Here is a 12,848-nt window from a genome sequence, read left to right as displayed (position 1 = left end):
TACAAAGCTCGGCATTTTTGTTTCAATTCGTTTTAACCACGGTAGTAGCGTTGTGGTACGAACGGCATTTTTTCAACTGTCATTGGTAGCATTTTGCCACGCACTTCAGCGAACACTTCAGTACCAATCGTCGCCAAATCCGCACGAACATACCCCATTGAGACTGGCTTACCTGCATTCGGGCCCGCCGTACCGCTGGTTACAACGCCAATTTTAACGCCGTCAGCATCAAACAGTTCAACACCTTCACGCACTGGCGCTTTGGTTTGACCTACTAGACCCACACGCTTACGCGCCACATCTTTAGTCTCAATCTGTTTAAGAATAATGTCTGCACCAGGGAAACCACCTTCACGTTCACCACCAATACGACGAACTTTTTGGATACCCCATAGCAAGCTCGCTTCAACGGGTGTTGTTGTTGTGTCTAGGTCATGACCGTATAGACAAAGGCCACACTCAAGACGAAGTGAATCACGAGCACCAAGGCCAATCCATTCAACTTCATTTTCCGCAGTCAGTTTACGTGCTAGCTCTTCCGCTTTGTCAGCAGGAACCGAGATTTCGTAACCGTCTTCGCCTGTATAACCACTACGAGAAACAATGCACTCGGCGCCTAAAATATCGACTTTACGAATATCCATGAACAGCATTTCAGAAACTTCTGGTGCAAAACGCGCCAATACAGCCGCCGCTTTAGGGCCTTGGATTGCAAGTAGAGCTCGGTCTTCGATAATTTCTAGCTCAACACCAGATGGTAAATGTGCTTGTAGGTGTGCGATATCTTGCGCTTTACATGCTGCGTTCACAACCACAAACAGATGATCGCCTAGGTTAGCCACCATCAAGTCGTCCATGATGCCGCCCTCTTCATTAGTGAAAAAAGCGTAACGCTGTTTACCAGACTCAAGATCCACAATATCCACTGGGACTAATGTTTCTAGGAACGCAGCTGCACCGTCACCAATTAGGCGAAGCTGTCCCATGTGAGAAACATCAAACAGACCTGCCGCATCACGAGTATGTAAGTGTTCCTTCTTTACGCCTAGAGGATACTGAACAGGCATATCGTAACCCGCGAACGGGACCATTTTGGCACCAACTTCAACGTGAAGTGCGTGTAGTGGTGTTTTCAGTAGTTCTTGAGTCATTTTCGTCTCCATTTAGATAGACCCGAGAATGCTATCGGCATTCGATGTGTTTCCAATAATAAACATGGCTCATTCTATTTTGCACGAACAAGACGTAGATCGACTTGCAAAAGTGTGACTCTTAACATTTTAATCACAACAAATCGTACAAAAAAAGCGCTTTAATGAGCAAGTTCTCATCAAAAAAGCGCCTTTTCATCATAACGACCACCAACAGCAATCGTTTGCTTTCACTATAGGAAATTTACAAGTATTTATCACTATTTGGCTGTCACCCACAAAATGAGCGCATCTTCTTCGCTAACACTGGTCAACATATGTCCCATATTTGCATCGTAATAAACGCTGTCTCCCTCGCTTAAAACAACAGGTTCGTAAAACTCAGAATAGAACATGACCTCACCAGATAAGATAAGCAGAAATTCTTCGCCATCATGACGAACCCAATCTTTATATTCATCAAAACTACGAGCTCGAATTTGGCTCTTAAACGGCATCATTTTCTTATTGGAAAGTTGTGTCGCGAGCAGTTCATGTTCATAGGTTTGTGTTGGGTGTGGCTTACCTTCATTCTTCTTGGTAACATCCCTGCGCCCTGTCGCTACCTTTTTTCTAGGTGGCTCAAAGAGTTGTGGCATGTCAATTTGTAAGCCTAGTGCCAATTTTTGCATCGCTTGAAACGTCGGGGAGATCTGCTCATTTTCTATTTTGCTCAGTGTGGATCGAGCAAGTCCGGTTCGCTGACTCGCTTCTTCTAATGTGATACCGAGTTTCGAGCGGATATCCTTAATACGCTGGCCCAGTTTTAACGGCTCGATATTTTGGTCATGTTGCTCTTTTGCCAACGTCATCGATGGGTATTCATCGTAAATACTTTCTGCCATAAATCCCTCTATAGATATCCATATTTTTTGTCTTACTCGCATTGTGCATGAAGCACATAGTGGATAGAAGTCCACCAAGTGAATTAAAGCGTGCTCTTGTTAACAAATTTTGAAATCTTGTTTCCTATAGGAAATTTTTGGTTGATTGTTCCCGTCACAGGCGCTATGTTACCAACTTGTTAGATGTAGAGATGCATATTTCCGTAAGAGATTGGTAAAGGAAACACGCAATCCAACGGAGTTTTTGCCCAAATTTAGGGCCGGATGTTCACTCTGTTCTGCTACGCAGTTCAGCTGTTTTTGAGGACAAATGAACCACAACCGCAAATCATAACTCATCTATTGCGGGTTCATTTTCAGATTTGGAAGGTCAACTACCATGAATAAGAGTTACCCTAACCACAGCTTGGAAAACTTTTTCTCTACCAACCTCTCTGCGACAGATGATGCTGTCTTTGCTGGAATTCAAGCGGAATCCGCTCGCCAAAACGAACAAATCGAACTTATCGCTTCTGAGAACATTGTTTCTAAAGCGGTAATGCAAGCTCAAGGCACATGCCTAACAAACAAATACGCTGAAGGTTACCCAGGTCGTCGTTACTATGGTGGTTGTGAGCACGTAGATACTGTGGAAGCCATTGCTATCGAACGCGCAAAAAAACTTTTCAATTGTGAATACGCAAACGTTCAACCACACTCAGGCGCACAAGCAAACGGCGCAGTAAAGCTGGCACTGCTTCAACCTGGTGACACCATTCTTGGTATGTCTTTAGACGCAGGTGGTCACCTGACGCACGGCGCACGCCCTGCACTTTCTGGTAAATGGTTTAATGCAGTTCAATACGGTGTTGATCGCGAAACACTAGAAATTAACTACGAAGATGTTCGTGAGCTAGCACTTGAGCACCAACCTAAAATGATCATCGCAGGTGGTAGCGCTATTCCACGTACTATCGACTTTGCAAAATTCCGTGAAATCGCAGACGAAGTAAATGCAATTCTTATGGTCGACATGGCGCACATCGCTGGTCTTATCGCAACAGGCGCACACCCTAGCCCACTGCCACACGCACACGTTGTTACGACTACAACACACAAAACATTGCGTGGCCCTCGCGGCGGTATGATTCTTACTAACCACGAAGACATCATTAAGAAAATCAACTCAGCCGTATTCCCTGGCCTACAAGGTGGCCCACTGATGCACGTTATCGCAGCCAAAGCGGTCGCATTTGGTGAAGCGCTTGGCCCTGAATTTAAAACTTATATTGATTCGGTGATCAATAACGCAAAAGTCCTAGCGGAAGTATTGCAAACTCGCGGTTGCGACATCGTAACTGGTGGCACAGACACGCACCTAATGCTGGTTGACCTTCGTCCGAAAGGGTTGAAAGGCAATAAAGCAGAAGAAGCTCTAGAGCGTGCTGGGATCACATGTAACAAAAATGGCATCCCATTCGATACAGAGAAGCCTATGATTACATCGGGCATCCGTTTAGGAACGCCTGCGGGTACAAGCCGCGGCTTTGGCGCTGAAGAATTCAAACTCATCGGTAATTGGATTGGTGACGTACTGGACGGTTTAGTGAACAACCCTGAAGGTGACGCAGAAGTTGAAAAACGCGTTCGCAAAGAAGTAAAAGAACTTTGCAGTCGCTTTCCTCTATACCAGTAAACGATTTTTTTGAAATCATAATAATTCCTGACAAGTTATGCGGAGATTAAGCAATGGACAAAACACTGAAGTTTGCAGATAGCCACGAGTGGGTACGTGACAACGGTGACGGCACAGTAACAATTGGTATTTCTGAGCATGCACAAGAAATGCTAGGTGACGTGGTATTCGTTGACCTACCAGACGTAGAAGACGAAGTTGAAGAAGGTGAAAGCTTCTCTCTCGTTGAATCTGTAAAAGCAGCGTCAGACATCTACGCACCAATCACTGGTGAAATCGTAGAAATCAATGAAGAACTAGAAGACAGCCCAGAGCTAATTAACGAAGAGCCGTACGAAGGTGGCTGGATCGTAAAAGTGAAGATGTCTGATGTATCTGAACTAGATAACCTGAAAGACGCAGACGAATACCTAAACTCTATCGAAGAAGAGTAATTAGGATGTGACGAAAGCTGTTCCCTAGCCTGTTTAGAGAACAGCTTTTTTTCTAGGTTCGGACGTATAATTTAATTTATCAGTAACGCAAATCCGTTACCCGAACCAAGGAGTAGGTAAAGGACAATGACTGAATTACTTCAAAGCCTCAGCACACAAAACGAGTTCGTTGCTCGCCACAATGGACCAAACAAATCTGACCAACAGAAAATGTTGGAAGCGATCAACGCAGTTAGCCTAGATTCGCTTATCGACGAAACCGTACCAGCACAAATTCGCCTAGAGCAACCAATGAGCTTGGCAGAAGCGAAAAGCGAAGCAGACATGCTGGCAGCAATGCGTAAGTTCGCCGATCAGAACCAAGTTAAACGTACATTCATTGGTCAGGGTTACTACAACACCTTCACGCCGAACGTGATTCTACGCAACGTGATGGAAAACCCGGGCTGGTACACTGCTTACACCCCTTACCAACCAGAAATCTCACAAGGTCGTTTAGAAGCACTTCTAAACTACCAACAAATGGTGATGGATCTTACTGGTATGGAAATCGCGAACGCGTCATTGCTCGATGAAGCAACGGCAGCAGCAGAAGCGATGACACTTTGTAAGCGTGCGGGTAAAAGCAAGAGCAACGTATTCTTCGTTGCTGACGACGTTCACCCACAAACCATCGAAGTGGTAAAAACTCGTGCGAAATTCATCGGCTTTGAAGTCTTGGTTGGTTCTTTAGAATCACTACCAGAGCAAGACGTGTTCGGTGCACTAGTTCAATACCCAAGTACAACAGGTGAAGTTCGTGACCTAACGGACATCATCGCTAAAGCGCAAGCAAACAAAACACTAGTGACTGTAGCAACGGACCTTCTTGCTTCTACCCTACTTAAACCTGCAGGTGAAATGGGCGCAGACGTAGCAATCGGTTCAGCACAACGTTTTGGCGTGCCGATGGGTTACGGCGGTCCACACGCTGCTTTCATGGCAACTCGTGATAAGCACAAGCGTACAATGCCTGGGCGTGTTATCGGTGTTTCTATCGATACCAACGGTAACCAAGCACTGCGTATGGCAATGCAAACGCGTGAACAGCACATCCGTCGTGAAAAAGCGACTTCAAACATCTGTACTGCTCAAGCACTGCTAGCGAACATGGCGTCTTTCTACACGGTTTACCACGGCGCAGAAGGTCTACGCACGATTGCTCGTCGTACGCACCACATGACAGCCATCCTAGCCGCTGGCCTAACTAAAGGCGGCTTCGAGCTTGCTCACAACAGCTTCTTCGACACCATCACTATCAACACAGGTGCACAAACTGAAGACCTATACGCGAAAGCACTAGCCGCAGACATCAACCTACGTAAGTTGGGTACTCAGCTAGGTGTGAGCTTCGACGAAACCACAACCGTGGCAGATGTAGAAGCCCTATTCGCAGTATTCGGTGTGAAAGAAGAAGTCGCAGCACTATCAACTGAAATCGCAGGCAACGAGTTTGCAGCCATTCCAGAAGCATTGCGCCGCACAACAGAATATCTAACACACCCTGTGTTTAACACGCACCACAGCGAAACACAGATGATGCGTTACCTAAAACAGCTAGAGAACAAAGACTTCTCACTCACGCACGGCATGATCCCACTGGGCAGCTGTACGATGAAGCTGAACGCAGCAGCAGAGATGATTCCAGTAACTTGGCCTGAGTTTGGTTCGATCCACCCGTTCGCACCAGCAGAACAAGCAGCTGGTTACGCAGCACTCGCAAAAGATCTTAAAGAAAAGCTATGTGAAATCACTGGCTATGACGCATTCTCACTACAACCAAACTCTGGTGCATCGGGTGAGTACGCAGGTCTTATCGCGATTCAACGCTACCACGAAAGCCGTGGCGAAGGTCACCGCAACGTATGTTTGATCCCAAGCTCTGCGCACGGTACTAACCCTGCGACAGCATCTATGGTGTCAATGAAAGTGGTTGTGGTTAAGTGTGATGAAGAAGGCAACATCGACATCGACGACCTAGCAGCGAAAATCGAGAAACACAAAGACAACCTATCAAGCATTATGATCACTTACCCTTCTACGCACGGCGTTTACGAAGAGAAAGTGAAAGAAGTGTGTGAAATGGTTCATGCCGCTGGCGGTCAGGTTTACCTAGACGGCGCTAACATGAACGCGCAGGTTGGTCTAACATCACCAGGCTTCATCGGTTCAGACGTTTCTCACCTAAACCTACACAAAACCTTCTGCATCCCGCACGGTGGTGGCGGTCCGGGTATGGGTCCTATCGGTGTGAAATCTCACCTAGCTCCTTTCTTACCAGGGCATATTGAAGACGGTGTAGAAGGCGCAGATTTCGCAGTATCAGCAGCAGATATGGGTAGCGCTTCTATCCTACCTATCTCTTGGGCTTACATCGCAATGATGGGCGAACCTGGCCTAACAGATGCAACAAAAGTAGCAATTCTGAACGCAAACTACGTGATGGAAACACTTCGCCAACACTACCCTGTTCTTTACCGTGGCAAAAATGGCCGCGTAGCGCACGAATGTATTATCGACATTCGTCCGCTGAAAGAAGAAACAGGTATCAGCGAAGAAGACATCGCGAAGCGTCTAATGGACTACGGTTTCCACGCGCCAACTATGTCGTTCCCTGTAGCGGGCACGCTAATGGTTGAGCCAACGGAATCGGAAGATCTAGAAGAGCTGGACCGCTTCTGTGATGCGATGATCGCTATCCGCGAAGAAATGGAGAAAGTGAAAAACGGTGAATGGCCACTGGATAACAACCCACTTGTTAACGCGCCACACACACAAGTTGATCTTTCAGCTGAAGATTGGGACCGCCCTTACTCTCGCGAGATTGGCTGCTTCCCGTCTAAAGCGACCAAATCTTGGAAGTACTGGCCAACGGTAAACCGCGTAGATAACGTATACGGCGACCGTAACCTAATCTGTTCATGCCCAAGCATCGATAACTACGAAGATTAATTTTTGTAGCCTCTAAATCGACAAAGGCGAACCGTTTGGTTCGCCTTTTTGTTTTTGGTGTGCCGCCCTAACACTTGTTGATACATCGAGAAGGAATGATGGCTAGTTATTGTTTGCACAAAAGTGATTTAGAAATACAGTAACTTCTGAGAACCTTTGAATTAGCACTAATATCTCAGAGCCTTAAAGGCTTGTTGGAAACTCCTCATGAACACTATGCTATGCAGGTGCTATGTAGTTTCTAGTTCAGTTGCAGTAAGTCCCATTTATTACCATAGAGATCTTGGAACACCACCACTGTCCCGTATTCTTCCACACGAGGCTCTTCATTAAATACAACACCATTTTTCTTCATCAACTCGTAGTCACGCCAAAAATCATTAGTTTGCAGAAACAGGAAAACACGACCACCTGTTTGATTTCCTACTGCATGCGTTTGCTCCGGTGTACTCGCTTGAGCTAAAAGTAGGTTTGTACCATTGGAGTTTGGAGGAGAAACTTGAACCCAGCGTTTACCACCACCTAGGTTGGTATCTTCAACCAGAGTGAATTGAAGTTTTTGAGTATAGAATTCGATAGCATCGTCGTAATTTTCAACGACTAGAGCAATGTTTCCGATTTGCTGCTGAACAGTTTTGGCCATGATGATTTCCGCTGTGTCAAAACGCTAATTGTACGCTATTTTGAGACTTTTCTAGAAAGCACATAACGCCTTGCAAATGTGTAAGGCACACAATACGAATGTTTACGCACAGCGCCTTTGTCACTAGAACCTACAAATAATATAGCTACCACAAGTGTCGAATCTTGATTGAGCAACTTATTAAAGCCTTAGCTATAACTCAAGAGCAAATCTCTAACCTAATAAAGAAGGCTGCTTGTATACCACGGTATTATAGTTCTTCTAGTTTTCCCTTAGCTAAATCTTCTTGTTGCTTAAGGAACATGAAGAAGTTTGCCTCACTGATAAACGGGTTACCGCTTGTGCCGAGCTTCTTCCTATTTTCAAAAAGGAAATTTTTATGTGGATGGTTCGAAAGGTTAACGTTCACAATAGGTGCCTGTAGTGAAATTTTTCTAATTTTCTCCATGCTAGTCAGGAACTGGCCAATAACTTCTGGATCATTGCTACTTACGCTATGCCCACCAACGATAAAAGCACGATATTGTTCGCCATTATCTTCAACAGTGAAGTCTAAGGAATAATCACCTTCCGTGTGGCCAGGTGTGAGATAGAACTTAAACTCATGTCCACCAATAACCATAGAGCTATCGCTTTTTATCTCTATGTCTAAATTTGGAGGAAGGAACTTGTTCTCACCTTCGCTTTTGTTTGATTGCTGTATAGATAGTTCATGAGCGCTTTTGGTCATCACGACTTTGGAACCATACTTCTCTTGAAGTAACTGGGCGCCTCCAACGTGGTCAGAATGCCCATGAGTTACCAATATGTGCGTTATTGGCTTATCTTTTAGCCCTAGCTTCTCTAGGTTGATAGGTATCCACTCAGAGTAAGGGAAGTCAAGCGTATCAATGATAACGAGTCCGTCGTCTGTAGCAATGGCATATGATGAGACCCACTTGTCTCCTACATAATAGACATTATCAAACATTTGAAATGGTTCTACATAACCGTTCTTATCATTCATTGCTGGAACATATTGACTTAAGGAAACAAAAGACGAAGCACTTAAAAGTAAACCTACAATAATTTTTTTCACGAAATCACACACAAATATATCCTTAATAATTTCTTATAGAACCTCGCGGATGAGAAAGCTCTAAACGATTTTCAGAGGCAAATACAACTGCAAATACTTTCTACTTAGCTTGAGTTTTAGCTGACCGAATCACTGGTAAACTCGAATCCCATTAACTGCCTATGTATTCATGATTCTTTTAGAGGTTAAATAAATGAACTCAATTGAAGCAGAGTCATGAAGCTTCAATTGAGGTTACCGGCACAGCACAATGTGATAAACCTCTTTCAAGCAAACATTTGAATGCGATTTTTCCAATTTAAGACATGTTCAATAAATGCATCAACTCTTGCAGGCCTTTTATCGCGGTCTCGATACATAATGAATACTTCTTTACCCGAGCATTGCCATTCTGGCAACAAAGGCAGCAGGTTATGTTGATCAAGATTTAGCTCATGCAAGTAATAGGTTGGAATCCACGCAATTCCTAAACCATGGATGACAGCGTCTCTAACTAGTAGTACATCATTTGAAGTGAATTGAAACTTTAGCGGATGATCAAATGTTTCATTGGTGATTTGATTAACTAATTTCCATTGGCTGTCGTTGTTTACCGTAATTAGGCGATGATGCACAAGTTGTTCAGGATGGGTAATCGGTTGGTGTTGTTCTAAATAGCTTCGTGATGCACAAAGCGCAAATGGAATCGACCATAATTTCTGAGCAATCCAGTCTTGTTCAATAAGATCACCAAGACGAAAACTAACATCGACACGGTTAGATACAAGATTGATTTTTTCATTCTGTACATCTAAATCGATACATATCTTCGGATGTTGCTCTGCAAATTCATAAACGCACCGCTTTAACCACATCTGTGTCATGTTAATTGGCGCTGATATTTTGATCGTTCCGCTTAAAGACTGACGCTCAGTCGCAATTCTCGATGTCACATTATTTAAGCTAAGAAGTAACGGCTCACAGAGTTGATAATATTTTTCGCCATCAGTTGTTAACGCAAAGTGGTGTGCACTGCGGTTAAATAGTCTGCAATTTAAGTTTATTTCCAGCCTTTTTAACTTCCGGCTTAGCGTGGCTAACGGGACATTAAGACGCTCAGATGCTTGTGTTAGGCTTTGATAGCGAGCAACAGAAACGAATAACAAAAGGTCATCCAAAGAGTGACGTTCCATATTTGGGATTAACCCTCTTAAATTTGGCTATTAAAAATCAAATATGAAATATATAGCATTATCGCGTCAAGTTAATTTTTATCAGGAAGATCTATGTCTAAGCATTTATCAATTTGGTGCGGTGTTGTTGTCGCTATCTTTTTTTGGTCTAGTAACTTTAACGTAATAAAAGCTATTAATAGCGATGTCTCTCCTTTGGATTCAGCGACGTTACGATTTTCCGTTGCAGCTTTAATACTCTTACTGATAAGAGGAACTAAACGCTCTCCATATGGAGCTAAGCTCACACGAAAAAGTATGTTGTCGTTGTTTGTTATAGCAACCGTGGGTGTAACTATCCAAAACTTCTCTATTTTCTCTGCAATGAGCTTTACTACCCCAGTTAACGCAGCGGTTGTTCAGGCAAACCTACCACTTGTCACTATCTTGTTGTCGGGCGTTATTCTCAAGACTTCCATTTCGGTTAAAACTATTTTAGGTGCACTAATCAGTTTTTGTGGAGTGGTAATCGTCATTACAGGGGGAAATATTCATTCTATTAGCAGCAATAGTAATATTGGTGATCTATACATGTTATTTGCTTTAATTAGTGGGTGTTTATACACAATTCTAGCGAAGCGTTTAACATCTCATATCCCAGTAACTCAGCAGTTACGTTGGGTGTTAAGTATTGGTGCCATTCAAATGGTCGCTATAGCGATGTACCACGGCGACTTTAGCCGTAGCTTAAATGCCATAACATTTAAAGACCTAGCATTAATAGCTTACATGAGCCTGTTTGGAACTTTGATTGCTTATTACTTTTGGATGAAAGGCGCTATCGTTCTTGGTCCAGATAAGATGTCTCCATTATTTAATATTATGCCGGTATTCACTCTACTGATTTCGTTCATTTCTGGTGAGCAGGCTCAATGGGAAAATGTTTTAGGCGTCTTTATCGTTGCGGCTGGTGTGTATATAGGTAACTCAGCACCTTTTGCTCGTTTACGGAAGGTGGTGGAGTAAAAATAGACGCCAACCTTAAGTCGCATTATTTATGCGCAATACTTTGTTAATTGGCATGAGTTTTCTTGGTTTCCAATAGGTACACTTTTTCGCTTTCGTCGTTCACTCTTTTATCTAACTTTATTGAGTGCATGTCGAAAATCTTCAATCTTTTGCTAAGAGCGTTTTTTACTATGTAAAAAACAAAGGAGAATGACCATGAAAAAACGACTCAACTATATTGAAGTAGCGCCAAAGGCAATAGAAATCCTGTACGCTCAGGAAGCTTACTTCCATGAACAATTTAGCCAATCAGAAACCATGAACATGATCATATGGGAACTGGTTAAGTTACGCATATCGCAAATCAATCAATGTGCATTTTGTATCGACATGCATAGTAAAGATGCGCTTAAGTTAGGTGAAAAGCCGGAACGCATATGGGGGCTTAGTGCATGGAGAGATATGCCATTCTACAGCGATGCAGAACACGTTGCACTAGGCTGGGCTGAATTACTAACTGCTGGCCTACCAGTAGATGATGATACCTATCAGCTGACCTTGAATACCTTCGGAGAAGAAGCTATGGTCAACCTAACAATTGCGATCAACGCGATCAATAGTTGGAACCGAATAGTTAAGGCATTTAAGCCAAAGGTTGGAGACTATAAGCCTAGATAATTCTATCTGACAGTTTTTACTTATAAGTCACTGCTTATACCTCAACTTAATATGATGAAAAGTACATGTGTATCACTATCTCATTTTAAGTTGAGGTTAAATAGGATGATTCATTTGAACTTAGAATTTGATATTTTAAAACCTCAAAAGGCTTTAGCTGGCTATGTTCAAGCCATTTGGTCAGCATCCGTCAAACCTGATACGACGCAAGCCGTACGTAAACAATTACTCAGTGATGCTGGTACAGGTGTGGTATTCATTTTACAGAATGAAGTACAAATGGATGGTGAGTGGCAAACACCAGGGGTTGTCCTACTGCCTATAAGCATTCTGGCACATCAGGTCTGCCTACCGCCAGGCGCGGTGATGACTGGCGTACGCTTTCATCCTGCTGTTGGTTATCAACTATTTGGTAAACGTCTAGAACAGCTATTGCGGATTCAAGACGACCACCCTTTGGCTTCTTCTGCACTAGCAACATTTGAGTCTCTGCAAACAGCGCGTTCGCCATATGCAAGGATTTCTACGTTATATCGCTGGGTTCAAACACTGATTGAGGAATATGAACCGCAGTATGTCGGCCACATTATTGACCAACCGACAGGGACCATCAGTCAGCGCCAGAGAGAGCGCAATTTTCAGAAATGGTTGGGGATTACTCCTAAACATTACCAACGCATTAAACGAGTGAAGCACACTTTAGAGCAACTCCGAGCGCAACCCGATCTTACTTTATCGGAGTTGGCGCTGGAGCAAGGTTTTTCCGATCAAGCACACATGACTAGAGAGTGTAAGCAGATTGCGCGCATGACACCGAAGCAGTATGTCCGAAAGAGAAACCTCTAAACCTTATTAGCTTTCTACATCAAACCCCATTGATTCAGAATCGACCATATACTTGTTACAATGTTCGATCATATATCACCTACTTTTTCGATCGCTCATTCCAGCTTGATGTGAGTTGGTTAGCTCGCTTTTGATGCCGCGTGCCGCTCTACCATAAACGCGATCACTTCTTCGCTTAAGCAAGATTTGCTGATGTATTGGCGTTGTTTACCAAGGTGAAGGATAAAGCCCAAATCAGTTTGTTCGAGTTGGTCGATTTCATTGATAGCTAGGTAGAGTTGGTAATCATGCTGTTCAACACGGCCACAG

At 43.6% G+C, this 12,848-nt stretch carries 11 protein-coding genes and 1 pseudogene; 6 read left to right on the top strand and 6 right to left on the bottom strand.

Annotation, left to right across the window (positions count from 1 at the left end; translation table 11 throughout):
• Positions 1-32: 32 nt before the first annotated feature.
• Both gcvT and R7Q39_RS05035 read right to left on the bottom strand, forming a co-directional pair.
• Positions 33-1,151 carry a glycine cleavage system aminomethyltransferase GcvT gene (gene gcvT, locus R7Q39_RS05040; protein WP_258454374.1) on the bottom strand — a complete coding sequence of 373 codons (1,119 nt, stop codon included), beginning with the start codon at positions 1,149-1,151 and terminating at the stop codon, positions 33-35.
• Positions 1,152-1,411: 260 nt separating this feature from the next.
• A complete protein-coding gene (locus R7Q39_RS05035) occupies positions 1,412-2,035 on the bottom strand; it encodes a helix-turn-helix domain-containing protein (protein ID WP_005376429.1) in 624 nt (207 codons plus the stop codon).
• Positions 2,036-2,414: 379 nt separating this feature from the next.
• Between R7Q39_RS05035 and R7Q39_RS05030 the strand changes: the two genes are divergently transcribed.
• From R7Q39_RS05030 to gcvP, 3 genes are all read left to right on the top strand, one after another.
• Positions 2,415-3,710 carry a serine hydroxymethyltransferase gene (locus tag R7Q39_RS05030; protein ID WP_005376430.1) on the top strand — a complete coding sequence of 432 codons (1,296 nt, stop codon included), beginning with the start codon at positions 2,415-2,417 and terminating at the stop codon, positions 3,708-3,710.
• 53 nt (positions 3,711-3,763) lie between these two features.
• Complete coding sequence (gene gcvH / locus R7Q39_RS05025) at positions 3,764-4,144, top strand: glycine cleavage system protein GcvH (protein ID WP_318075834.1); 381 nt, start codon at positions 3,764-3,766, stop codon at positions 4,142-4,144.
• Positions 4,145-4,270: 126 nt separating this feature from the next.
• Positions 4,271-7,135 carry an aminomethyl-transferring glycine dehydrogenase gene (gene gcvP, locus R7Q39_RS05020; protein ID WP_318075833.1) on the top strand — a complete coding sequence of 955 codons (2,865 nt, stop codon included), beginning with the start codon at positions 4,271-4,273 and terminating at the stop codon, positions 7,133-7,135.
• A 241-nt stretch (positions 7,136-7,376) separates the two neighbouring features.
• Here the strand turns inward: gcvP and R7Q39_RS05015 are convergent, their stop codons facing one another.
• The 3 genes from R7Q39_RS05015 to R7Q39_RS05005 all read right to left on the bottom strand — a co-directional run bounded on the left by R7Q39_RS05015 (position 7,377) and on the right by R7Q39_RS05005 (position 10,013).
• Positions 7,377-7,778, bottom strand: a complete 402-nt coding sequence (locus R7Q39_RS05015) for a VOC family protein (RefSeq protein ID WP_005388788.1) — start codon at positions 7,776-7,778, stop codon at positions 7,377-7,379.
• 250 nt (positions 7,779-8,028) lie between these two features.
• Positions 8,029-8,856 carry an MBL fold metallo-hydrolase gene (locus R7Q39_RS05010; protein WP_170890114.1) on the bottom strand — a complete coding sequence of 276 codons (828 nt, stop codon included), beginning with the start codon at positions 8,854-8,856 and terminating at the stop codon, positions 8,029-8,031.
• A 266-nt stretch (positions 8,857-9,122) separates the two neighbouring features.
• Positions 9,123-10,013, bottom strand: coding sequence for a LysR family transcriptional regulator (locus R7Q39_RS05005; RefSeq protein WP_318075832.1), 891 nt, complete (start codon positions 10,011-10,013; stop codon positions 9,123-9,125).
• Positions 10,014-10,121: 108 nt separating this feature from the next.
• On the opposite strand from R7Q39_RS05005, the gene R7Q39_RS05000 reads away from it, so the two are divergent.
• From R7Q39_RS05000 to R7Q39_RS04990, 3 genes are all read left to right on the top strand, one after another.
• Positions 10,122-11,033 (top strand): DMT family transporter, encoded by a 912-nt coding sequence (locus tag R7Q39_RS05000; RefSeq protein ID WP_315957130.1) that lies wholly within the window; start codon positions 10,122-10,124, stop codon positions 11,031-11,033.
• A gap of 198 nt (positions 11,034-11,231) precedes the next feature.
• Complete coding sequence (locus tag R7Q39_RS04995) at positions 11,232-11,693, top strand: carboxymuconolactone decarboxylase family protein (RefSeq protein ID WP_025767811.1); 462 nt, start codon at positions 11,232-11,234, stop codon at positions 11,691-11,693.
• A gap of 105 nt (positions 11,694-11,798) precedes the next feature.
• Positions 11,799-12,539: a helix-turn-helix domain-containing protein gene (locus tag R7Q39_RS04990; protein ID WP_025767812.1), complete on the top strand. Its 741-nt coding sequence runs from the start codon at positions 11,799-11,801 to the stop codon at positions 12,537-12,539.
• 119 nt (positions 12,540-12,658) lie between these two features.
• Here the strand turns inward: R7Q39_RS04990 and R7Q39_RS04985 are convergent.
• Positions 12,659-12,811: pseudogene (locus tag R7Q39_RS04985) on the bottom strand (YcxB family protein); the annotation flags it as partial.
• Positions 12,812-12,848 lie beyond the last annotated feature (37 nt).

Source organism: Vibrio sp. 947, assembly GCF_033339115.1.
GTDB lineage: Bacteria > Pseudomonadota > Gammaproteobacteria > Enterobacterales > Vibrionaceae > Vibrio > Vibrio alginolyticus.
This window is presented reverse-complemented; position numbering and strand designations above follow the sequence as displayed.